Source organism: Pseudomonas sp. RGM 3321 (genome assembly GCF_022836805.1).
In the GTDB taxonomy this organism is placed as follows: Bacteria; Pseudomonadota; Gammaproteobacteria; order Pseudomonadales; family Pseudomonadaceae; genus Aquipseudomonas.
On the sequence record NZ_JALHBH010000121.1, the window covers coordinates 238,200 to 262,091 of the forward strand.

General features: G+C 60.8%; 11 protein-coding genes. 4 read left to right on the forward strand and 7 right to left on the reverse strand.

The window, feature by feature from the left end:
- Window positions 1-5: 5 nt before the first annotated feature.
- Window positions 6-1,508 carry a glucosyltransferase domain-containing protein gene (locus RGM3321_RS26685; protein ID WP_347880986.1) on the reverse strand — a complete coding sequence of 501 codons (1,503 nt, stop codon included), beginning with the start codon at window positions 1,506-1,508 and terminating at the stop codon, window positions 6-8.
- A 25-nt stretch (window positions 1,509-1,533) separates the two neighbouring features.
- On the reverse strand, window positions 1,534-3,012 hold the full coding sequence (locus RGM3321_RS26690; RefSeq protein WP_244395540.1) for a hypothetical protein: 1,479 nt from the start codon (window positions 3,010-3,012) through the stop codon (window positions 1,534-1,536).
- 234 nt (window positions 3,013-3,246) lie between these two features.
- Here RGM3321_RS26690 and RGM3321_RS26695 point away from each other — a divergent pair, with 234 nt between their 5' ends.
- The gene (locus tag RGM3321_RS26695) at window positions 3,247-3,678 is read left to right on the forward strand and encodes a universal stress protein (protein WP_244395541.1); all 432 of its coding nucleotides are present in this window, start codon (window positions 3,247-3,249) and stop codon (window positions 3,676-3,678) included.
- Window positions 3,679-3,685: 7 nt separating this feature from the next.
- On the opposite strand, the gene RGM3321_RS26700 is transcribed toward RGM3321_RS26695, so the two are convergent.
- From RGM3321_RS26700 to RGM3321_RS26715, 4 genes are read right to left on the reverse strand one after another with little or no spacing between them, the layout of a single operon-like run.
- Window positions 3,686-4,150 carry a response regulator gene (locus tag RGM3321_RS26700; protein ID WP_002552910.1) on the reverse strand — a complete coding sequence of 155 codons (465 nt, stop codon included), beginning with the start codon at window positions 4,148-4,150 and terminating at the stop codon, window positions 3,686-3,688.
- The gene (locus RGM3321_RS26705; protein WP_244395542.1) at window positions 4,147-6,483 is read right to left on the reverse strand and encodes an ATP-binding protein; all 2,337 of its coding nucleotides are present in this window, start codon (window positions 6,481-6,483) and stop codon (window positions 4,147-4,149) included. Before RGM3321_RS26705 ends, RGM3321_RS26700 begins: the two co-directional genes overlap by 4 nt.
- Window positions 6,480-7,148: a response regulator transcription factor gene (locus RGM3321_RS26710; protein ID WP_244395543.1), complete on the reverse strand. Its 669-nt coding sequence runs from the start codon at window positions 7,146-7,148 to the stop codon at window positions 6,480-6,482. Before RGM3321_RS26710 ends, RGM3321_RS26705 begins: the two co-directional genes overlap by 4 nt.
- The gene (locus RGM3321_RS26715) at window positions 7,145-8,329 is read right to left on the reverse strand and encodes a sensor histidine kinase (RefSeq protein WP_244395544.1); all 1,185 of its coding nucleotides are present in this window, start codon (window positions 8,327-8,329) and stop codon (window positions 7,145-7,147) included. Before RGM3321_RS26715 ends, RGM3321_RS26710 begins: the two co-directional genes overlap by 4 nt.
- 193 nt (window positions 8,330-8,522) lie before the next feature.
- Between RGM3321_RS26715 and RGM3321_RS26720 the strand changes: the two genes are divergently transcribed.
- Window positions 8,523-9,047 (forward strand): SgcJ/EcaC family oxidoreductase, encoded by a 525-nt coding sequence (locus tag RGM3321_RS26720; RefSeq protein WP_002552912.1) that lies wholly within the window; start codon window positions 8,523-8,525, stop codon window positions 9,045-9,047.
- A 73-nt stretch (window positions 9,048-9,120) separates the two neighbouring features.
- On the opposite strand, the gene RGM3321_RS26725 is transcribed toward RGM3321_RS26720, so the two are convergent.
- A complete protein-coding gene (locus RGM3321_RS26725) occupies window positions 9,121-9,657 on the reverse strand; it encodes an RNA polymerase factor sigma-70 (protein ID WP_002552913.1) in 537 nt (178 codons plus the stop codon).
- Window positions 9,658-9,973: 316 nt separating this feature from the next.
- Between RGM3321_RS26725 and RGM3321_RS26730 the strand changes: the two genes are divergently transcribed.
- Together RGM3321_RS26730 and RGM3321_RS26735 are read left to right on the forward strand one after the other, a co-directional pair.
- Window positions 9,974-10,732 carry an alpha/beta fold hydrolase gene (locus RGM3321_RS26730; RefSeq protein ID WP_244395545.1) on the forward strand — a complete coding sequence of 253 codons (759 nt, stop codon included), beginning with the start codon at window positions 9,974-9,976 and terminating at the stop codon, window positions 10,730-10,732.
- A 112-nt stretch (window positions 10,733-10,844) separates the two neighbouring features.
- Window positions 10,845-23,855 (forward strand): non-ribosomal peptide synthetase, encoded by a 13,011-nt coding sequence (locus RGM3321_RS26735; RefSeq protein WP_279614143.1) that lies wholly within the window; start codon window positions 10,845-10,847, stop codon window positions 23,853-23,855.
- Window positions 23,856-23,892: the final 37 nt, after the last annotated feature.

The window sequence follows — 23,892 nt, forward strand, 5'->3', positions numbered from 1 at the left end:
TGCGGTCAGTGCTCTGAATGATAGTCCTGCGGCTCGGTGATTTTTTTGAGTACCAGATAACCCGTATTTTCAGACAGGTGAACGCGATAAAGCGGCCTGATCAGCACCGGGGGCTGAAGATGTTCACCGACTGGCGGTTCGGTATATTTATGGACATTGATGATGCCGGTTCTCGGCAGTGCTTCCGGCAGCGTCAGGTAATGAGTATTCAGTAAGTAACCCAGTACCGGTAAGACGTTTGAGGCCGACTGCGCCGCGGGCAGCCAGTTTTGCAAATAGAACCCTCGCAAATGTATACGCTCCAGCGTTCTCGACTGTGATAGCGCGTCGATGTCGTAGGCAATGCTTCGTGCAACATGCTGGCCCAGCTCTTTTTGCGCGCTCAGGACATTCCCGTACACAAACGAAAGCGAGAGCATGCCCGCCAGTGGCAGGACGATAAACAGTCTGGGTAACAGCGTTTCCGGCGGGCAGGAACGTTCGTAAAGATAGAGCGCTGCGACAATCAGTATCGAAAAACCGGTCAGGGTTCGGGCCTCCGGGATGAAGTCTTTGAGCATCAGGGTTGTACCCGATACGAGAAATATCAGCAGTGGGGCAGTGACCAGAAATATGAAAAACATGCCCACTCTGCGCCAGAGGGGCTCGGAATATTGCAGCAAGGCTGTTGCGATGGAAATGAATTTCACCGTGGCAACAAGGGTGATAATCGTGGCGGCCATTTCAAGCAACTCACCGTGCACGAGCAACGCTATTTGCTGAGCCAGAAACTGTATACGGTCATCTAACTCCTGTAACGCGTCCTGATTTATATTCAGCAGATGCGTGCGGCTGCCTTTGATGAACGGTATCGCCAGGCACGCATAAATCAGAAGCCCTATTGTCAGGATGATCAGTTGGCTCAGTAGTGAAGAGAACAAGGCGTTGAACGTCTTCCTCGCCTCGACGCTGCGAATAAACTCAATACAGTAAAGGCCCACTAAAACATTGAGTGCCGGCTGATAGAGTGCAAGTGCTGCAGCCACCCATAAGGCCGCTTTCCAGCTGCTTTTCAACGGCTTGCAGGTCGAATGCAGCAGTGCCTCCACCGCCAGGCACAGGCTCAGTACCATCCCCGGACCGTCGTATTGGTAAGACAGGTTCTGCAGGAAGAAGGGGTTGTACAGAACGGGCAACACAATCAGGCAATTCAGCGCGGTAGGGCGGCTAAAGTAATGATGCGCCAGGCGTGTCAGGGATACCGCCAGCAGGCCAGTGGTCAGCAATAACGGCAGCGGGAACAGATTGATCGCGCCTGACGAAAAACCGAGCGCCATATAAAGCAGGTCTACGCCGGGGCGGCCTTGTTCTGTCCAGCGACCCTGTGCAAGTTGCGACCTCCAGTAATCATCGGCGTAAGTCTGGTCAGCCATGAGAAACGGAACTATGTACAGCAGGCTTGCCCCGAGCAGTAGCCAATATGAGTGTTGCCAGGAAAGTGCTTGACTCAGCCATCTGATAGGGGGCATGGAAAGTGTCGCTGCGGAAAGTGGGTTACGGTTCCCAGATATAAGTATCGGGGGTTGTGATTTTTTTCATGACGATGCAGCCGGTCTGCTGATGAACATGAATGCTGTAGAACGTGCGATCGACTATCGGTGCACTGGCCGTCAGGTCCTGCGTAGTGCATGGCGATGTCAGCCATTCACCGCGAGTGATACCAACGCGTTGCAGTCTTGCAGGTGTCGCGCGCTCGTCGACATTCATGATGTATTTGATCGCAGGAAGTTTTTCGAAGGTTCCGCTGGCCGCTGGCAGCCAGTTTTGAAGTGGCTGACTGTCGAAGTGAAAAGTGTCTATATTTTGCAGCGCAGGCAGGGTGTCGATGTCGTAGGCAAGGCTGAAAAGTACATAAGTGCCGAGCTCTTTCTGCAGGATCAGTACTCTGGCGTAGGCATAGGAAAAGGACAGCATGCACACGACCGGCAGGACCAGCACCAGACGCACTGCATCATGCTGCTTCCAGGCATGCGTGTTGATCAGGAAAAAAAGCGCGATCAGCAGTGTCGAGAATCCCGTCAATGTTCCGGCCCGTCCGGCGAAATCTTTCGCCAACAGGGCTGTTCCGGGAATCAGCAGCAAGAGTGCAGCAGGCAGGCACAGGCAAAAGAGGACAGCGACTGCCTTGCGGGCAACGCCGTTCTGTCGCCTGAACGCGTTGAGTACGTGGCTGACGTAACCAGGTAGCGCAACCAGTAAAAGCGCGATAGCCAGCCAGGTGGTGCCTGTGTTGAACAAAAATCCGACGTTCTGGTGGAGCAGGGCCAGCCGCCTGATTATTTCCGCAAGCCAGTGACTGTCCATTGTCAGCAAGTCGTATGCGCCAACCGTCGCGTAAAGGCACAACCCGCACAACAACTGCGTCAGCCTGATCAGCAGCAGCCTGCCAATGAAACCCGGAATGCGCTGCTGTATCAGCGCTCTCAAGCATTCAACGCAACATAGGCCGAGGAAAACATTGAGGCTTGTTGTACTGGACGCCAACGCGCAGGCGATCATCAGGCCTGGAATGGCCAGTTTTCTGATCATTGCGGGGGAGTCATAAACAATTGCGAAAACGATCAAAGCGATGCCCAGCGCAATGATCGGGCCGTCGTAGTGGCTAGAAAGGCTCTGCAGGAGAAAGGGGTTGTACCAGAGCGGCAGTACCACCAGACAGTCAATCACTGTGGGGGTCGCAAAGCAGTCACTCACCCACTTGAACATGGCCCACGAAATCAGCGCTGTAGCGATTAACAGTGGCAGTGGGAAGAGTTCGGGTGCGCCGGTTGTAAAGGTCAGCGCGCGATAGGCGAGGGTGGCAAGTGGATATCCTTGCTCTGCCCATTGCCCCTGAGCATTGCTTGAGATCCGGTCATCTTCGGCAGAGGGCGCATTGGCGAGCAGTAACGGCAGAATATAGACAACGTTGGCAGCCAGGATGAACAGCAGCATGGCCGCTTTCGAGAGGGGTTTGTTCCACAGGGCAGTCATCGACCGATCGTTCCATGAGACCGATACCGCCACTGCCGGTCGTTGCTGGCACTCCTGCACTCACTCTAGAAGAATAAATGCCTTCGTCAAATCATCTTTCAGGTCGCAGTGCGGTGCTGTCGCAGATGCGTTGGCCAGTACACACTGTCATGAATCAACAAGCTGCCGTTCAGCAGTGGTTGCCCGTCAGCCAACAGATTATATTGACCGCACACCCCATCAAGGAAAGCGCACATGCACAAAGTCCTGGTTCCTTTCGACGGCTCCGAGCACGCCATGCGTGCCTTGGGCTATGTCATCGAGCTGTCTGGCGACCTCAACAAGCCACTTGAAGTGCATGTGCTGAACGTGCTGGCCAGCCCCATTGATTACAGCCTTTATCTGGCACCCGACATGATTGAGGGCGTGAAGGCCGGGCTGACCAATGAAGGCAAGCGCGTGCTCGATGATGCGATTGCACTGTTGACCGCAGCGGGCGTGCCGTTCCAGGCCCATGTCGAGCTGGGCAACGTCGCCGAGCAAGTAGAAGCCGAGGTTCAGCGATTGGGGTGTGATGCTGTAGTCATGGGCACCCGTGGGCTTGGCAACTTTGGCGGCCTGCTGCTGGGTTCGGTAGCCACGCGGGTGATCCATGAAGTGTCGGTGCCGGTGACGCTCATCAAATAAACACGCCTCACTGCTGCGCCAGTGTCCTTGGCTGGCGCAACAGCTCGATGTTTTCCGGCGGCACCAGCTTGCGCAGCGATTTATACAGGGCGCGGGTTTCCAGCAGGTTCCAGATACGCAGCATGGTTTCCAGCGCATCCAGCGGTTTGCTGATGAAATCCCGTGCGCCCAGCGCCAGGGCGCGTAGGCGGGTATCGCGTGTCGCGTCGGCGGTCAGGACCATGATCGGCAAATAGTCATTGGCCGGGATGCGCCGGTTGAGCTGTTCCAGAACCGCAAAACCATCGAATTCGGGCATGTGCAGATCAAGCACCACCAGGTCCGGCTCAAAGCTGTTGAACAGGTCCAGCGTGCGCAGCGGCTCGGTGCTGCTCAGCACATTGGTCAGGCCCTCGCGGGCAAGCAGCTGCTCCATCAGATCAAGGTTGGGCCGCTGGTCGTCGATGATCAGAATGCGGAAATCTCCGGTCATGTTGGCTCCGGTAAATACTGGTCCAGGAGGGCAAGAAACACCGGCACCTGAATGGGTTTGGTCAGAATGGCCGTTGCACCGGCCTGTTTCAGCTCGCAGCTGGCTTTATCACTGGTATCGGCTGTGATCATCAGGACGGGGGTATTGGCCGTAGCCGGTAAGCGCCGTAGGCGTTGCAGCACCTCAAGGCCTTTGATGTCAGGCAGGTTCAGGTCCAGCAGAATCAGTTGCGGCGCATGCTGGCGGGCCAGATCCAGCCCCAGCTGACCCTGCATGCTCGACAACAACTGGATACCGGGCCTGCGCTGCATCAGCGTCTCGATCAAGGCCATGCTCGACAGGTTGTCTTCGATGCACAGCAGCTTGCCATGATAAGCCGGGCGAGCAGGCAGGCGGGCGACAGGGGCGGCGTCAGCAGGCATGCCAGTCTGTGGCAGTGGAGCCGTGGGGGCGTGTACCAGAACAAGCGGCAGCTCGAGTATGAAGCGGCAGCCTTCAGCCGGTGTGTTCTGCACTGACAGGGTACCGTGCATCATTTCCAGCATGCTTTTGCTCAGCGCCAGCCCCAGCCCGGTGCCCTCGACGCTCGGGTTGGCATCCAGTCGTTCGAACGGTTTGAACAACTGCCCTATACGCTCTGGCGCAATTCCGTAGCCGGTGTCGACTACGCTCACGGTAACGCGCTCGTCTGACTGCTCGATTTCAATCCGCACCTGACCTTCGGGACGGTTGTATTTGATGGCGTTGGACAGCAGGTTGAGCAACACCTGAATCAAGCGCTGGCGATCCGCGACCACGCCAAGCTTGTCAGGCAATTGCGGCAACGCCTTCAATTCGATGTTGGCGTCAGCCGCCATCGGCGAGACCAGCACCAGCGCTTCTTCAAGCACGCTCGACAGTGATACCGGTTCCAGGCTCAGGGACACATGCCCGGCTTCGATTCTGGCGATGTCGAGCACTTCATTGATCAGTTTCAGCAGGTGCTGGCCCGCTCGCAGAATATGGCCGATTTGCGGCCGCTGGCTTGCAGGCGAGTCCATGTCCAGTAACTGGGCAAAGCCCAGAATCGAGTTCAGGGGCGTGCGCAACTCATGGCTCATGCGCGAGAGAAACTCACTTTTCGCCCGACTGGCCCGCTCGGCTTCCTCGCGGGCAGTGCCAAGGGCAATTTCGGCGACACGACGATCACTGATGTCACGGGTAATCTTGGAAAAGCCGCGCAGTTCGTCATTGCCATCGTATTGGGCGGTAATCACCACGCTGGCCCAGAAACGGCTGCCATCCTTGCGTCTGCGCCAGCTTTCTTCGGTATAGCGGCCGTTGACCGTGGCTTCACGCAGGGCCATGTCAGGGTGTTGCGGACACTCCTCCGGCAGGTAGAAAACAGAGAAGTGCTTACCGATGATCTCTTGTTCTGTGTAGCCCTTGATGCGCTCGGCACCTGCGTTCCAGGTGATGACATAGCCGTCGCGGTCCAGCGCAAAGATGCCGTAGTCCTTTACGCCTTCGATGATCAGCCGCAAACGTTCTTCATTGTCGCGCAGCGCGCGTTCGCGTTCGGCCAGCAATTGACCGGCTTCGACCAGTCGGGTGCCGAGCTGGCCTATTTCGTCCTTTTCCGGGGGCTGGGGCAGCAAAGGGTGGCCAAGCGCCAGCCGCTGAGCATTGCGTTGCACCTGATGCACCCTGGCCACGATGCCTTTGGACAGCATCAGCACGGCAAGAATGGCTCCGAATATTCCGCAGGCGGCTGCCAGCAGGGTCGAGAGCAGCAGGCGTTCGCGGGTGGCGGCCGCAGCTTCGGTACGTTCGGCGAGCAAGGCGTCTTCGCGCTCGCGCATGATGCCGATCCGTTCGCGCAACTGGTCGAGCACGTATTTGTTTTCGACCAGAATGCGGGCAACGGTTTGTTGATCTTCCATGCTCATCGAGCGCAGCTTTTCCAGGCCGTCGACCTTGGTGTTGATCAGCGGCTCGATGGCTTTGAGGTGTTCGCGCATCTGCTCATCGCGCACATTGTCGTTGAGTCGCGCCAATGCCGCCTCGATCAGCGGCTGCGCGTTGATGTAGCCGGGCAGGAAGTCTTCCTGATGAGTCAGCAGGTAGCCGCGTACGCTGGCCGCACCTTCTGCGATCTGGGTGTGGAGTGTCTGGATGTCGCCTTGCACAAGCAGCACACGGCGTACATCTTCCTCTGCCTGGGCGGTCTGGCGTTCAGCGATATAGATGAGCACCAACGAGAACATGAGAATCGCCAGTGGCAGAGAAATGGCCACCAGCGCCTTGCCGCGTAACGGAAGGTCTTCCCAGCGACTGCTTCCGGCTTTCGTCATCGCCACTCGCTCGTCGACTGGCTCACCAGGCCCAGCGCCACGCCACGCACGGCGGCTTGAGTACGGTCCGAGGCGCCCAGTTTACCGATGACCTTTTCCACGTGTGCCTTGGCGGTGCCGGTAGTAATGCCGAGTTTTTCGCCGATTTCCCGGTTGCTGAAGCCGCCCGCCACCAGCCCCAGTACCTGACGTTCGCGAGGTGTGAGGGATTCCGGCAGGGCTGCGCCACTGGTGTTGCGCTCGGTCATGCGTCGCAGCAGGCGCGCACTGACGGCGCTGTTCAAGGCTTCTTCGCCACGGGCCACACGTTGCAGGCCGGCAATTACTTCGTCGCGGCTGGCGTCCTTGAGCAGATAGCCCACCGCCCCCGCGCTGATCGCGGCTTCCAGATGATCAGTGCTGTCGTCCATGGTGAAAATCACCACTTTAAGGTCCGGCATGCGCTGCTGGAGAATTCGCGCAGCGCCCAGCCCATTGAGCACTGGCATGCGAATGTCGAGAATCGCGATGTCTGGCTGCAGTTCCTGACACAGGTCGATGGCTTGCTGGCCGTCTGCGGCCTGGCCGACCACTTCGAATTCCGGATGCCCCGCCAGCAGCGAGACGAAGCCGGTGCGGGTCACTTCATGATCGTCCGCCAAAACCAGTCGCACAGTGTCAGTCATGTTATTGCCTTGTCTGCGGTAAAAGGGACGATGGCGCGCAGCCGGGTGCCGCGCTCAAGGCGGCTGACGCAGGTCAGGCGGCCGCCCAGAAGGCTGGCGCGTTCCTGCATGGCCACCAGGCCCAGTTTCTGAACGCTACTGCCGTTACGCGGCTTTTCGGTGATGAAACCACGGCCGTTGTCTTCCAGGCTTAGTGAAACATTGTCGTTACTCAGTTCCAGCGCCAATTCTACGCGGCTGGCACCGGCGTGTTTGAACACATTGTTGATGCCTTCCTGAGCTATGCGGAACAACGCAATTTCCAGATGGCTGGGCAAGCGTGCCTGAGAGCGCGATATCCACTGCACGGCGATGCCCGCTTCACGCAGCCGGTCGGCTTCCTTATCGACCGCCTGCAACAGCCCGAAATCATCCAGAACGCTTGGTCGCAGACCGCTGATCAACTGCCGCCCTTCACCGACGCAGTGCTGCGCCAGCTTGAGAATGGCTTGCAAGTCGGCGTCCAGCGGTTCAGGCAGTTCCGGACAGCGACCGGCAAAACCCTGCAGTCGCTGGTGCAGACCGGCGAGAGTCTGGGCCAGCCCGTCGTGCAGGTCGTAGGCCATGCGTTTGCGTTCGTCTTCCTGAGCGGTGAACAACTGGCGGACCAGTTCGGACATGGTGCGCTCTCTGACGACCAGTGCTTCAAGCAGCCGATTGTTTTCCAGATGTGCGGCCAGCAACGTTGCCAGCAGTTGCAGGGACTCGATGTCCTCATTGTCCGGGGCATTGATGCCCACGCTGTTGGCCAGCAGCAAGGTGCCGAAACAGCCTTCGTCGGCACCACGCAACGGCAATAACAGCACACAAGGCAAGTCGGGACCGCTGCGCTCCAGCCATTGCGGGCCGATGGCCAGCGGGTCGGCGGCTGTTTCAAGGGTACTCAGGCGGTCGACACTGCCATGACTGGCGGTGGTGTGCACGTTGTTGTCGGTGCCCCATTCCAGCAGCAGGCCATGATCCATGGCGACGAATGCGCAGGCGCGCTGCAGCACTCGCTGGCGCATGGCCTCGGGAGGTAATTGGGTCAGTTCCTGACCGGTATCCACCAACAGGCGCAGGCGAGCGGCACGGCTTTGCGACTGGCGATACTGATTGCGGATGGCCAGCGCGCTTGCCGGGTCATGGGAGGGGCTTTGCATGGGAAGCTCCAGCGAGGGTGGATGCCCGCGCGGGCATAACGGAAGTGACGCTATTAGAACTTTATCAGCAGGTAAAGCCTATCTGCCGATTGGCATACACAGTTAACCCCGGTTGGCCGATGGCGCGCAGTGGCGGGGAGGGCAAAGTGGCACTCACTGAATCCCTGAACAGATCCCCCGTAGGAGAGTAGCGATGAAAACTAAATTGACCGCCCTGGCCCTGTTGCTGGCTGTGAGTGCACCGATGGTTCAGGCTGCTGCCGAGCCGTCCGGCTACACCTACCGCATGGTGGCCGAGACGCCAAGCAATGTGAATGACAAGGAAATCGCCGGTCTGTTTGACCGCTGGAATAAAGCCCTGCAGACCGGTAACTCGAAGACGGTCGCCTCGTTGTATGCGCAGGACGCAGTCTTGCAGCCTACGGTCTCCAACAAGGTACGTGCTACTCCGGCAGAGATCACAGACTACTTCGATCATTTCCTGGCGCTTAAGCCGGTTGGCGAGATCAACTACCGTGAGATTCGTCGTCTGGGGCCTGATGCCGCTGCGGACAACGGCGTCTACACCTTCACTCTGACGGCTGCAGACGGCAAGAAAACCAAGGTCCAGGCGCGTTATTCGTTCCTTTACCACCGCATCGGCAACGAGTGGAAGATTCTCAACCACCACTCTTCGGCCATGCCGGAAGTACAGCCTGAGTACCAGGTCAGCCGCTGATCAACTGTCTACTCAAGGCCGAAACAAAAAATCCGGAGCCAATGCTCCGGATTTTTTTTGTCTTTCTGAATTATCACGCTTCAGCGTTGGCACCGTTGACCTTGCGGCAATGAACAAGGGCATCGCGGATCATGAAGTTGACCAGCGTCGGCGACACGCCCAGTTCCTTGGCAATGTCCTTTTGTGGCACGCCGTGCAAACGGTACATCTCGAACGCGTAGCGGGTGCGGGGTGGCAGCTCGGTGAGGGCGTCGGCTATTTTCTCCAGGCTGGAGAAGTTGATGTGCGAGGTTTCCGGCGATGCCCCCTGAATGACCACATTCAGCCCCTCGGCCTCGGGGCCGGTGTATTTCTGTTCCAGCGCCTGTTTGCGGTAATGATCGATGGCCAGATTGCGCACGATCTGAAACAGGTAACTGAGCTGGGCCTTGAAAGTCAGCGTGGCTTGAGGTGCCGAGCGCAATCTGAAAAAGGCGTCCTGCACTACGTCCTCGGCCCGGGACCGGCAACCCACGATGCGCGCTGCGATTTTGACCAGCAGCAAGTAGTTGTCGACGAATGCCTGGAGTAATGGTGAGTCGCACTTACTTGTGATTACGTGTTCCGTCATGGAATTCACCTTGCTGCTTGAACAATGGAGGGGGAGGGCCGCAGGAGGAGCAGCGCCGTCACATGGGGCAACAAATTAGCCTTAATGATAATTATTGTCAAATGCGAAAGCCAATCAGCGCACTTTAACAGTGCGGCCTTTTCAGGCGCGCTCTTGCTACGCGCATCTCCACTAATTATTTGCAGACGCCATCCGTTCTCATTGGTGACAGGCCCGACCACGGTTGCGGCCAGGGAATACCTCAGGAGAACCCCATGCGCTTCGATCACGCGCAACGCCGCTTTTACATCCGCGCCAACAGAGGGACGGTTCAGATATGAGCACGCCCGTGAGCCTGACGCTGTTCTGCCTGCCTTTTTCCGGCGCCAGCGCGATGTTCTACAGCCCCTGGCGGCGCAAATTGCCGGAGTGGCTGAACGTACGGCCTTTGGAGCTTCCCGGTCGCGGCATGCGTATGGATGAGGCGCTGCAGACCGATATCGTGCAACTGGCCAACCGTCTGGCCGACGAAATCAGTGCTGACCTGACCGCGCCCTATGCGCTGTTCGGCCACAGCCTTGGTGGACTGCTGGCCTTCGAACTGGCGCATGCGTTGCGTGAACGGGGTCTGCCTGAGCCGCTGGCGCTTTTTGCATCGGCTACCGCCGGTCCGGTGCGCCGCGATGTCAGCGAATACGCTCTGGCCAAGACCGATGGGCAATTGATCGATCGACTGCGCACGCTCAAGGGCACCAGCGAAAACGTCATCGCCAATGACGAGCTGATGCAATTGATGCTGCCGATCTTGCGCGCCGATTTCCTGCTCTGCGGCAGTTTCGTGTATGGCAAGCGCGAGCCGCTGAACCTGCCGATCCATGTTTTTGGCGGCAAGCAGGACAGCGTCAGCGTTGAGCAGCTGCTCGACTGGCAGGAAGAGACCTGTACCGGTTTCTCGCTGGACATGTTCGAGGGGCATCACTTCTATCTGGTCGATGAGCAAGTGCAACTGCTCCGCCACCTGCGGCGCTATTGCGACCTGCACCTGGCGCGTTGGCGCAACAGTGCGTCACGGCAATTGAACCGGGCAGTTGGCTGACCGCTTTTTGTCTCTTTTGGCTTTTTTGTCTCACGCGCGGCCCACCACAGGGCGCGCGCCTTTTTGAAATTCAGATCTTATCTGGCACGCCGAATCTAGCAGGAACTCCATCATGGATGCGTTTGAACTCCCCGACACTCTGGCCCAGGCTCTTCAGCGTCGCGCCTTGCACACGCCGGATCGGCTGGCGCTGCGGTTTCTCACCGACGAGAAAGACCAGGGCCTGGTGTTGACCTACCATGACCTTGATCTGCGCGCGCGGACCATCGCCGCTGCGCTGCAACGTCAGGCCGTGCCGGGGGATCGGGCGATTCTGCTGTTTCACAGTGGGCCGGACTATGTCGCTGCGTTTTTCGGCTGCCTGTACGCCGGGGTCATTGCGGTGCCGGCTTACCCGCCGGAATCCAACCGTCGTCATCATCAGGAGCGGCTGCTGTCGATCATCGCCGATGCCGAGCCGCGGCTGGTACTGACCGGTTCCGACCTACAGCCCGCCTTGCTGCAGATGGATGAGCTGGCTGCTGCCGATGCCCCGCAACTGCTCTGCGTCGATACGCTGGACAGTGCGTCTGCCGACAATTGGCAGGGACCACAATTGCAGGCCGACGACATCGCGTTCCTGCAATACACGTCGGGCTCGACCGCCTTGCCCAAGGGCGTGCAGGTCAGTCATGGCAACCTGGTTGCCAACGAACTGTTGATTCGTCATGGCTTTGGCATCGACGTCAATCCGGACGACGTGATCGTCAGCTGGCTGCCGCTGTACCACGACATGGGCCTGATCGGTGGCTTGTTGCAGCCGATATTCAGTGGCGTTCCGTGCATCCTGATGGCCCCGGCTTACTTCCTCACGCGGCCATTGCGCTGGCTGGAAGCTATCAGCGAATACGGCGGCACCATCAGCGGCGGGCCCGACTTTGCCTACCAGTTGTGCAGCGCGCGGGTCAGTGATTCGGCGCTGGAGCGGCTCGACCTGAGTCGCTGGCGTGTGGCGTATTCCGGCTCCGAGCCTATCCGCGAAGACAGCCTGAATGCGTTTGCCGAGAAGTTCGCCAGTTGCGGCTTCACGCCCGACAGCTTCATGGCGTCCTATGGGCTGGCCGAGGCCACGCTGTACGTGGCGGGTGGCAAGCGCGGCAAGGGCATCCCTTCGCTGCGTTTGAATGCGCAGGCTCTGGCGCGCAATGTGGCAGAGTTGGGCGAAGGGCAGCCAGTCATGAGCTGCGGCACCGGCCAGCCTGGGCATGGCGTATTGATTGCCGACCCCGCCACACTGCAAGTGCTGGACGAAAACCGTATCGGCGAAGTGTGGGCCAGCGGGCCGAGCATCGCCCACGGTTACTGGCGCAACCCTGAAGCCACCGCCAAGGCGTTCGTCGAACATGCTGGTCAGACCTGGCTGCGTACCGGCGATCTGGGCTTTCAGCGGCATGGCGAGTTGTACATCACCGGCCGTTTGAAAGACATGCTGATCGTCCGTGGCCACAACCTGTACCCGCAGGACATCGAGAAAGTCGTCGAGCGCGAGGTTGATGTGGTGCGCAAAGGCCGTATTGCGGCATTTGCGGTCAATCAGGACGGTAGCGAAGGCATTGGGATCGCTGCCGAAGTGAGCCGCAGCGTGCAGAAAATGTTGTCCGCCGAGGCGCTGATCAAAATCATTCGCCAGGCCGTTGCCGAAGCGTTTCAGGAAGTGCCGAGCGTTGTAGTGCTGCTCAATCCGGGCGCGCTGCCCAAAACCTCCAGCGGCAAGTTGCAACGCTCGGCCTGCCGCACGCGTCTGGCCGATGGCAGCCTGGACAGCTACGCGGTGTTTCCCGCGAACGATGCAACGCATCAAAGCCTGACCCTTAGCACAGGATCGGACCTGCAAGCGCAGATCGCCAATGTCTGGTGCGAGCATTTGCAGTGTGAGCAGGTCAGCGCCGACGATCATTTCTTCCTGCTGGGCGGCAACTCCATCGTCGCCACTCAGGTCGTGGCACGGTTGCGTGAAACACTGGGCATCGACCTGAACCTGCGCCTGCTGTTCGAAGCGCCGACGCTGGCGGCCTTTGCGGCGCAGATCGAAGCGCTTCAAATCGCCGCATCGCAAGACGACAGCCAGACGCAGAACGCTATCGCCCGGCTGCCCGGCAACGAACAGCTGCCGCAATCGCTGGCACAGAATCGCCTGTGGTTCCTTTGGCAACTCGACCCGCAAAGCAGCGCCTACAACATTCCCGGTGGCCTGTACCTGCGTGGCGAGCTGGATATCACTGCATTGCGCAGCAGCTTCCAGCGCCTGATCGAGCGCCATGAATCGCTGCGCACGCGCTTCTACGAGCAGGACGGCATTGCCCTTCAGCGCATCGACGCGCCCGGTGAGTTCCATTTCGATACCGTGGATATCAGCGATCTGCCGAGCGAAGAACGCCAGACCCGTGCGCTGGCGATCCGTGAAGAGCAGGCGCGCCTGCCGTTCGATCTGCAAAACGGTCCGCTGCTGCGCGTTACGCTGCTGCAATTCGACGAAGAAGAGCATCAGTTGCTGGTCACGCTGCACCACATCATTGCCGATGGCTGGTCGCTGAATGTGCTGATCGACGAATTCTCGCGGCTCTATGCCTCGGCTGTTCAGGGGCAGCCACTGGAACTGGCACCTCTGCCACTGCGTTACGCCGACTATGGCCAATGGCAGCGCGAATGGCTGGCAAACGGCGAGGCCGAGCGCCAGCTCGACTACTGGAAGCAGCAACTGGGCGATGAGCAGCCGACCCTGGAATTGAGCACTGATCGTCCGCGCTCGGCACGCCAGCAGCACAGTGCATCGCGTTACAGCCTGCGCCTGAGTGCCGAGCTGAGCGCCGCTGTACGCAACACCGCGCAAGCCTGGCAATCAACGTCGTTCATGCTCTTGCTGGCGAGCTTCCAGGCGTTGTTGCATCGCTATAGCGGGCAGACCGACATTCGCATCGGCGTGCCCGGTGCCAACCGCCCGCGCCACGAAACTCAGGGCCTGATCGGCTTCTTCATCAACACCCTGGTGCTGCGTGCGCAACTCGATCCGCGCCTGCCGTTTTCCACACTGCTGGCCCAGACCCGCCAGGCCGCGCTGGAAGCTCAGGCGCATCAGGACGTGCCGTTCGAACAACTGGTCGAAGCGTTTCCGCAGGCCCGCGAACACGGGCTGTTTCAAGTCATGTTCAACCATCAGCAACGCGACCTCGGCGCACTGCGTCGTCTGCCGGGGCTGCTCGCCGAAGAACTGCCGTGGCACAGCCGCGAGGCCAAGTTCGACCTGCAATTGCACAGCGAGGAAGACCGTAACGGTCGTCTCAACCTGTCCTTCGATTACGCCGACGAGCTGTTCGAGCGGGAAACCATCGTGCGTCTGGCGCGGCACTACGTTCAGTTGCTGACCCAGGTCAGTCAGCAGGCGCAGGTTGCGCTGGGCGACGTGCAATTGCTCGGCGCTGACGAACTGGCCGAACAGACGCAGTGGAGCGCTGCCGCGCGCACGCCTGCACACGTCTGGCTGCCTGAAATGCTGGAGCGTCAGGCACTACAGACTCCCGAGCGTATTGCGCTGGTCTGGGAGGGCGGCAGCCTCGATTTCGCCAGTCTGCATGCCCAGGCGAACCGTCTGGCGCATTATCTGCGCGACAAGGGCGTCGGCCCGGACATCAAAGTGGCAATTGCCGCCGAGCGTTCGCCGCAACTGTTGATTGGTCTGCTGGCAATCCTCAAGACCGGGGGCGCCTACGTGCCGCTGGACCCGGACTACCCGATTGAACGACTGGCCTACATGCTGCAAGACAGTGGCGTTGAGCTGCTGTTGACCCAGAGCCATCTGCTCGGCGACCTGCCGAGCGCAGATGGGGTCTGCACGGTTGCGATGGACATGCTGCACCTGGACAACTGGCCGGTCAGCGCGCCGGGCCTGCATTTGAGCGGCGACAATCTCGCGTACGTGATTTACACCTCCGGCTCCACCGGTCAGCCCAAAGGCGTTGGCAACACCCACGCCGCACTGGCCGAGCGCCTGCAATGGATGCAGGACACCTACTTGCTGGATGAAAGCGATGTGCTGATGCAGAAGGCGCCGATCAGCTTTGACGTGTCGGTCTGGGAATGTTTCTGGCCGCTGATTACCGGTTGCCGCTTGCTACTGGCAGGCCCCGGCGAACACCGCGACCCGCACCGCATCGCGCAACTGGTCAACGAGCACGATGTGACCACGCTGCACTTTGTGCCGCCTCTGTTGCAGCTGTTTGTCGACGAGCCGCTGGCGCAGCAATGCACCAGCCTGCGTCGCCTGTTCTCGGGCGGCGAAGCGTTGCCGAGCGAACTGCGCAACCGGGTGCTTGAGCATCTGCCAGGCGTGCAACTGCACAATCGTTACGGCCCGACCGAAACCGCGATCAACGTCACCCATTGGCAATGTCAGGTTAGCGACGGCCTGCGTTCGCCGATTGGTCGTCCGCTGGGTAACGTGCTGTGCCGGGTGCTGGACAGCGAGCTTAATCCGCTGCCGCGCGGGGTTGCCGGGGAACTGTGCATCGGCGGCATCGGCCTGGCACGCGGTTATCTGAACCGTTCAGGGCTCACCGCCGAACGCTTTATCGCCGATCCGCTGGGCCAGCCGGGTGAGCGCTTGTATCGCACCGGCGACCTGGTGCGCTGGGCCGCTGACGGTGCGCTGGAATACCTAGGGCGTCTGGATCAGCAGGTCAAATTGCGTGGCTTCCGCGTCGAACCGCAGGAAATCGAAGCCCGGCTGCTGGCCCAGCCGGGCGTCGGTCATGCTGCCGTGCTGGTGCGCGAAACCGTTGCGGGCCCGCAACTGATCGGTTATTACACTGCCGAAGCCGGACAGGATGTTCAGGCCGAGCGCATCAAATCGGCGCTGGCGCTGGAACTGCCGGATTACATGGTCCCGGCGCAACTGGTGCGCCTCGACAGCATGCCGCTGAGCCCGAGTGGCAAGCTGGATCGACGCGCCTTGCCCGAGCCGCAATGGCAGACTCGCGAGCATGTCGAGCCGCAAACCGACCTGCAAAAGCAGATCGCCGCTGTCTGGCGCCAAGTGCTGGGCGTGCCGCGCGTCGGCCTGCGCGACGACTTTTTCGAGCTGGGCGGGCACTCGTTGCTGGCCACGCAGATCATTTCCCGCGTGCGTCAGGCCTGCGATATCGATTTGCCGTTGCGCGCGCTGTTCGAAGCCAGCGAGCTGGGCGCGTTCGTCGAACAGGTTCAAACCATTCAGCTGTCCGGCGAACGCAGCAGCCTGCAACCGATTGCCCGGGTCGACCGCAGTCAAGCGGTGCCGCTGTCCTATTCGCAACAGCGCATGTGGTTCCTCTGGCAGATGGAACCGGACAGCCCCGCGTACAACGTCGGCGGCATGGCTCGACTGAACGGCGTGCTCGATATCGAACGTTTCGAAGCCGCGCTGCAAGCCTTGATCCTGCGCCACGAAACCCTGCGCACCACCTTCCCGAGCGTCAACGGCGTAGCCTGCCAGAAGGTCAGCGAACAGACCGGCCTGCGCGTGCAATGGCAGGATTACTCGGCGCTGCCTGCCGAGCTTCGTCAGCAGCGCCTTCAGGCTTTAGCCGACAGCGAGGCGCATCAGCCTTTTGATCTGGAGACCGGTCCGCTGCTGCGTGCCTGTCTGGTCAAGGCGGCTGATCTTGAGCATTACTTCGTTCTGACCCTGCACCACATCGTCACCGAAGGCTGGGCGATGGACATTTTCGCCCGTGAACTGGGCCTGCTCTACGAGGCGTTTCTTTACGGCAAGCCGTCGCCGCTGGAGCCACTGGCGGTGCAGTACCTCGATTACAGCGTCTGGCAGCGTCAGTGGATGGAGGCGGGTGAGCGCCAGCGCCAACTGGATTACTGGACCGCGCAACTGGGCAACGAACATCCGTTGCTGGAATTGCCCAGCGACCGGCCGCGCCCGCCGGTACAAAGTCACCAGGGCGAACTGTACCGTTTCGACCTGAATCCCGAACTGGCCGCCAAAGTCCGTGCGTTCAACGCCCGCAATGGCTTGACCCTGTTCATGACCATGACTGCCACACTGGCGGTGCTGCTCTACCGATACAGCGGCCAGAATGACCTGCGCATCGGTGCGCCGGTGGCCAACCGCATTCGTCCGGAAAGCGAAGGGCTGATCGGCGCGTTCCTCAACACCCAGGTGCTGCGCGTGCAGCTTGACGGGCAAATGAGCGTTGCACAGTTGTTCGAAGAGGTTCGTCACACCGTCATTGAAGGCCAGTCGCATCAGGACCTGCCGTTCGATCATCTGGTCGAAGCCCTGCAACCGCCACGCAGCGCGGCCTACAACCCGCTGTTCCAGGTGATGTGCAACGTGCAGCGCTGGGAATTCCAGCAAAGTCGCGAGCTGGCGGGCATGACCGTCGACTATCTGGTCAACGATGCGCGCGCCACCAAATTCGACCTCAACCTGGAGGTTACCGAGCTGGATCACCGCCTGGGTTGCTGCCTGACCTACAGCACCGATCTGTTCGACGAGCCGCGCATCGCGCAGATGGCCGGGCACTGGCTGAACCTGCTGCAAGCACTGCTCGCCGACCCGCAACAGCGCCTGAGTGAACTGCCACTGTTGCAGGACGCCGAGCGTCAGCAGTTGCTCGACAGCCTCAGCGTCGAAGCCGGCGAACAACGGCTGGATCAATGCATTCACAGCCTGTTCGCCGAACAGGCCCTGCTGCGCGCAGATGCGCCGGCACTGACCTTTGCCGGTGAAACCCTCAGCTACGCCGAACTGGACGCCCGCGCCAACCAACTGGCGTGGATGCTGCGCGAACGTGGCGTCGGCCCGCAGGTTCGCGTCGGCCTGGCGCTACCGCGCTCGCTGGACATGGTCGTCGGCCTGCTGGCGATCCTCAAGGCCGGTGGTGCGTATGTGCCGCTGGATCCGGAATATCCGCTGGAACGCCTGCACTACATGATCGAAGATAGCGGCGTCGGCCTGCTGTTGAGCGACCGTGCATTGCTTGCAGCGTTGGGCGAGTTGCCTGCCGGTGTTGCCCGCTGGTGCCTGGAAGACGATCAGTCGCTGCTGGAGGCTTTTTCGTCCGATGAACTGCCGTTTATCAGCCTGCCGCAGCATCAGGCTTACCTGATTTACACCTCCGGTTCGACCGGCAAGCCCAAGGGCGTGGTGGTGTCCCACGGTGAAATCGCCATGCATTGTCAGGCGGTGATTCGTCGCTTCGACATGCAGCCCGATGACTGCGAGCTGCATTTCTATTCGATCAACTTCGATGCCGCCACCGAGCGCCTGTTGGTGCCGTTGCTCAGCGGCGCTCGCGTGGTATTGCGCGCTCAAGGTCAGTGGGACGCCGAAGAAATCTGCACGCTGATTCGCCAGCAGCAGGTCAATATTCTCGGCTTCACTCCCAGCTACGGCAGCCAGTTGGCGCAATGGCTGGCCACTCAGGGCCAGACCCTGCCGGTGCGTATGTGCATCACTGGCGGCGAAGCGCTGACCGGTGAACACTTGCAGCGCATTCGCGCAGTCTTCCAGCCGCAACTGTTGTTCAACGCCTATGGCCCGACCGAAACCGTGGTCATGCCTCTGGCCAGCCTGGCCCCGCAGCAATTGGAAGAAGGCGAAGCCAGCGTACCGATCGGCCGTGTGGTCGGCGCGCGGGTTGCCTATATTCTCGACGCCGATCTGGCCCTGGTGCCGCAGGGCGCGAGTGGCGAACTGTATATCGGCGGTGCCGGTCTTGCGCAGGGCTACCATCAGCGGCCCGGCATGAGCGCCGAGCGCTTCGTGGCCGACCCGTTTGCCAGCAACGGCGGGCGTCTGTATCGCACCGGTGACCTGGTGCGCCAGCGCGCCGACGGGCTGGTGGAGTACCTGGGGCGTATCGACCATCAGGTGAAGATTCGCGGCTTCCGTATCGAACTGGGGGAAATTGAAACCCGTTTGCTGGAACACGAGGCCATCCGCGAAGCCGTGGTGCTGGCGCTGGACACGCCGTCGGGCAAGCAACTGGCGGCTTATCTAGTCAGTGATTTGGCCGGGCAGGGCGACGAGCAGCAGGCGCAATTGCGTGAATCGCTCAAGTCGCACCTCAAGGCGCAATTGCCGGATTACATGGTGCCAACCCACCTGATTCTGCTCGACAGCATGCCGCTGACCGCCAACGGCAAGCTTGACCGACGCGCGTTGCCTGCCCCGGACCCGGAACTCAATCGTCAGCACTACGTAGCCCCGGCCAGTGAACTGGAGCAACAGCTGGCAGCGATCTGGTGTGCGGTGCTGAACGTGGAGAAAGTCGGCCTCAACGACAACTTCTTTGAACTGGGCGGCGATTCGATCCTGTCGATTCAGGTGGTCAGCCGGGCGCGTCAGGTGGGTATTCATTTCAGCCCGCGTGACCTGTTCCAGCACCAGACCGTGCAGACCCTGGCCGCCGTGGCGACCGCCAGCGAACTGATTCAGGCCGAACAGGGTCTGCTGCAAGGCGCGTCGGCCTTGACGCCGATTCAGCACTGGTTCTTCGACACGCCGATTCCCGAGCGTCAGCACTGGAACCAGTCGCTGGTGCTGGAGCCGCTCAATGCACTCGACCCGCGTCTGCTGGAGCAGGCATTGCGTGCACTGCTTGAACAGCATGACGCACTGCGCCTGAGCTTCACCGGGAAGAACGGCAAATGGCAGGCTGAACACCGTGCAGTGACGGCAGAAACCCTGCTGATTCAGGCACGGGTAACGGACATGGCCGAATGTGCTGCGCTGTACGCCGATACCCAGCGCAGTCTCGATCTGCAAAACGGCCCGCTGTTGCGCGCCTTGCTGGTCGATGGCCCGCAGGGTCAGCAACGTCTGCTGATGGTCATTCACCACTTGGTGGTCGATGGCGTTTCGTGGCGGGTGCTGCTCGACGATTTGCAAACGGCCTATCGACAGTTGAGCGAAGCAACGCCAGTGCGCTTTGCCGCCAAGACCAGTGCGTTCCGTGACTGGGCCGCACGTTTGCAGGCCTACGCGGGTAACGAATCGTTACGTGAAGAGCTGCACGTGTGGCAGCGTCAGCTTGGCGGTCCAGCGGCGCAGTTGCCGTGCCACAACCCGCAGGGCGGTCAGCAGAATCGTCATGCGCAAACCGTCAGCGTGCGGCTGGATGCCGAACGTACCCGACAACTGTTGCAACAGGCACCCAGCGCTTACCGCACTCAGGTCAACGACCTGCTGCTGACGGCGCTGGCGCAAGTGGTCTGCCGCTGGAGCGGGCAACCATCGACGCTGGTCCAGCTGGAAGGTCACGGCCGCGAAACCCTGTTTGACGATATCGACCTGACCCGCACGGTCGGCTGGTTCACCAGTGCTTATCCGCTGCGCCTCACGCCAGCGGTGGCTGGCGATGCAGCGCCGGGCGAGTCGATCAAGGCGATCAAAGAGCAACTGCGTCAGGTGCCGCACAAAGGCCTGGGCTATGGCGTGCTGCGCTATCTGGCCGACAGTGCCAGCAAAGCCGCCATGCAGGCGCTGCCGGTGGCACCGATCACCTTCAACTACCTCGGTCAGTTCGACCAGAGCTTCGCCAGCGATGCGTTGTTCCGTCCGCTGGAAGAGTCAGCGGGCGCGGCCCACGATCCGCATGCGCCGCTGCCCAACGAGCTGAGCATCGACAGTCAGGTGTATGGCGGCGAACTGCTGCTGCGCTGGACCTTCAGTGCCGAGCGTTATCAACCCGCGGCTATCGAAGCGCTGGCGCAGGATTACCTGACCCGGTTGCAGGCGTTGATCGCCCATTGCCTGAGCGATGGCAGCGGCGGCCTGACACCTTCGGACTTCCCGCTGGCCGATCTGGATCAGGCGCAACTCGACGCACTGCCGGTCGCCGCGACACATATCGAGGACGTCTATCCGCTGACACCAATGCAAGAGGGCATGTTGCTGCACACCCTGCTGGAACCGGGCACCGGCCTGTATTACATGCAGGACCGCTACCGCATAAACAGCGCGCTCGACCCGGAGCGTTTTGCTCAGGCCTGGCAGGCAGTGATCGCCCGTCATGAAGCGCTGCGTGCCTCGTTCTGCTGGGACATCGGCGAAACCATGCTGCAGGTCATCCACAAGCCGGGCAGCACGCCGATTGATTATCTGGACTGGCGTGACGTGCCAAAAGAGCAGCAGGAGCCGCGTTTGCAGGCCTTGCTCAAGTCCGAGCGCGAGGCCGGTTTCAATCTGCTCGATCAGCCGCCGTTCCACCTGCGCCTGATCCGCGTCGACGAGGCACGCTACTGGTTCATGATGAGCAACCATCACATCCTCATCGATGCCTGGTGCCGTTCGCTGCTCATGAACGACTTCTTCGATGTCTACACTGCGCTGGGCGAAGGCCGCGATGCGCAGCTGACCCCTGCACCGCGTTATCGCGACTACATCGGCTGGCTGCAACGCCGTGGCCTGGCGCAGGCGCGTGACTGGTGGCAACACAACCTGCGCGGCTTCGAACGACCGACGCCGATCCCCAGTGACCGGCCGTTCCTGCGTGAACATGCGGGCGACAGCGGCGGCATGGTCGTGGGCGACTGCTACACCCGTCTCGATGAACGTGACGGCGCACAACTGCGCGAGCTGGCGCAGCAGCATCAACTGACCGTCAACACCTTCGCCCAGGCAGCGTGGGCCTTGACCCTGCGGCGCATGAGCGGTGATCGCGACGTGGTGTTCGGCGTCACGGTGGCCGGTCGTCCGGTGGAGCTGCCGCAAATGCAGCGCACCGTCGGGCTGTTCATCAACACCATCGCGCTGCGTGTCGGCATGCCCGGCGACGATCAGCGTTGCAGCGTGCGCCAGTGGCTGAGCCAGTTGCTGGACAGCAACATGCAACTGCGCGAGTACGAATACCTGCCGCTGGTGACCATCCAGGAAAACAGCGAACTGCCCAAAGGCCAGCCGCTGTTCGACAGCCTGTTCGTGTTCGAGAACGCACCGGTGGAAGTTTCGGTGCTCGACCGTGCGCAAAGCCTCAACGCCACGTCGGATTCCGGCCGCACCCACACCAACTATCCGCTGACGGCCGTCTGCTATCCGGGTGATGACCTGGGCCTGCACCTGTCTTACGACCAGCGTTATTTCGACGAATCCACCGTGCAGAACATGCTCGGCGAGTTCAAGCGCCTGCTGCTGGCGCTGATCGAAGGTTTTCATGGCGACATGGCCGAGCTGGCGCTGGTCAGTGAGCAGGAGCGCACGTTTCTGCTCGAGGGCTGCAACCAGAGCGAGCACGTGTACCCGCTGGATAAAAGCTACGTCGAACTGTTCGAAGAACAGGTCGAAGCACATCCGCAGCGCATTGCGGTCAGTTGCCTGGAACGCCAGCTCAGCTATGCCGAGCTGAATATCGCCAGCAATCGTCTGGGCCATGCCCTGATCGAGGCCGGTGTCAGTTTCGATCAGCCGGTTGCCTTGCTTGCCGAGCGTGGCGTTGAACTGCTGGGCATGATCATCGGCAGCTTCAAGGCCGGTGGCGGTTACCTGCCGCTGGACCCGGCGCTGCCCGATTCGCGACTCAGCGGCATCATCGGCCAGAGCGGCACGCCGCTGCTGGTGTGCAGCGCGCAATGTCTGGAACAGGGCAGGGCGCTACTTGAAGCGCTGCCCGAGTCCGCTCGTTCGCAGTTGCTGGTCTGGGAAACTGTGCAGCAGAGCGAATCAGCGCAGCACAACCCCGGCCGCTACAGCGCACCGGACAACCTCGCTTATGTGATCTTCACCTCCGGCTCCACCGGGCTGCCGAAGGGCGTGATGGTCGAGCAGCGCGGCATGCTCAACAACCAGTTGAGCAAGGTGCCGTACCTGAGCCTGAGCGATAACGATGTCATCGCTCAGACCGCTTCGCAGAGTTTCGACATCTCGGTCTGGCAGTTCCTCGCTGCGCCGCTGTTTGGCGCGCGGGTGGACATTGTGCCGAACGACATCGCCCGCGACCCGCAGGCCCTGTTGGCGCATGTGCAGGCGCAGCGCATCAGCGTGCTGGAAAGCGTGCCGTCGCTGATAACCGGCCTGCTTGCCGAGCAACAGGCGACGCTCGACAGCCTGCGCTGGATGCTGCCGACCGGCGAAGCCATGCCGCCCGAGCTGGCCAGCCAGTGGCTGCAACGCTACCCGCAGATCGGCCTGGTAAATGCCTACGGTCCGGCAGAGTGTTCCGACGACGTGGCGTTCTTCCGCGTCGATGCAGCGTCCACATGCAGCGCTTATCTGCCGATCGGTTCGCCGACCGACAACAACCGCCTGTACCTGCTCGACGATGCGCTGGACCTCGTGCCGCTTGGCGCAGTGGGTGAGCTGTGCGTGGCCGGGGCCGGAGTCGGTCGTGGTTATGTCGCTGACCCTTCGCGCAGCGTACCGGTATTCGTACCGCATCCGTTCGGTGCACCGGGCGAGCGTCTATACCGCACCGGAGACTTGGCGCGGCGGCGCAAGGACGGCGTGCTGGAGTACGTCGGCCGGGTCGACCATCAGGTGAAGATTCGTGGTTATCGCATCGAGCTGGGCGAAATCGAAACCCGCTTGCTGGAGCATTCGGCGATCCGCGAGACGGTGGTGCTGGACGTCGACGGTCCGCTGGGCAAAGTGCTGGCGGCCTATCTGGTGCCAAGCGCTGCCACGCAGGATCCCGATGCGCTGCGAGACGAGGTGAAAAACCACCTCAAGGCCAGCCTGCCGGACTACATGGTGCCTGCGCACCTGTTGATTCTGGACGCGATGCCACTGACGCCGAACGGCAAGCTCGACCGCAAGGCCTTACCTGCGCCGGACATCAGTCAGGCACAGCAGGAATACCTCGCGCCGCAGACCGAGATGGAGCAGCAACTGGCGACCATTTGGGCCGACGTGCTCAAGGTCGAGCGGGTGGGTATTACCGACAACTTCTTCGAGTTGGGAGGGCATTCGCTGCTTGCGACCCAGGTCGTCACCCGTGCGCAGAAGCTGTTGCAGCGTAATGTGCCATTGCGTGCGATGTTCGAATTCAACACCGTTCAGGCGTTGGCCGAGCATCTGCAAAGCCTTGGCGGTGCGCAGGTTGACGAGCAGAAATTCGACCGTCTGGCGGACTTGATGGCGGAGCTGGAAGGGCTCTGATCGGCCTCTCGTCGGCGCGCTGGCGTTGCGGATAAAA

What these genes read in the sequence shown, in the direction of transcription:
- RGM3321_RS26695 (WP_244395541.1), top strand. Translation starts at nt 3,247, where the DNA reads ATGCACAAAGTCCTGGTTCCTTTCGACGGCTCCGAGCACGCCATGCGT.
- RGM3321_RS26715 (WP_244395544.1), bottom strand. Translation starts at nt 8,329, where the DNA reads ATGCAAAGCCCCTCCCATGACCCGGCAAGCGCGCTGGCCATCCGCAAT.
- RGM3321_RS26705 (WP_244395542.1), bottom strand. Translation starts at nt 6,483, where the DNA reads ATGACGAAAGCCGGAAGCAGTCGCTGGGAAGACCTTCCGTTACGCGGC.
- RGM3321_RS26720 (WP_002552912.1), top strand. Translation starts at nt 8,523, where the DNA reads ATGAAAACTAAATTGACCGCCCTGGCCCTGTTGCTGGCTGTGAGTGCA.
- RGM3321_RS26690 (WP_244395540.1), bottom strand. Translation starts at nt 3,012, where the DNA reads ATGACTGCCCTGTGGAACAAACCCCTCTCGAAAGCGGCCATGCTGCTG.
- RGM3321_RS26725 (WP_002552913.1), bottom strand. Translation starts at nt 9,657, where the DNA reads ATGACGGAACACGTAATCACAAGTAAGTGCGACTCACCATTACTCCAG.
- RGM3321_RS26710 (WP_244395543.1), bottom strand. Translation starts at nt 7,148, where the DNA reads ATGACTGACACTGTGCGACTGGTTTTGGCGGACGATCATGAAGTGACC.
- RGM3321_RS26735 (WP_279614143.1), top strand. Translation starts at nt 10,845, where the DNA reads ATGGATGCGTTTGAACTCCCCGACACTCTGGCCCAGGCTCTTCAGCGT.
- RGM3321_RS26700 (WP_002552910.1), bottom strand. Translation starts at nt 4,150, where the DNA reads ATGACCGGAGATTTCCGCATTCTGATCATCGACGACCAGCGGCCCAAC.
- RGM3321_RS26730 (WP_244395545.1), top strand. Translation starts at nt 9,974, where the DNA reads ATGAGCACGCCCGTGAGCCTGACGCTGTTCTGCCTGCCTTTTTCCGGC.
- RGM3321_RS26685 (WP_347880986.1), bottom strand. Translation starts at nt 1,508, where the DNA reads ATGCCCCCTATCAGATGGCTGAGTCAAGCACTTTCCTGGCAACACTCA.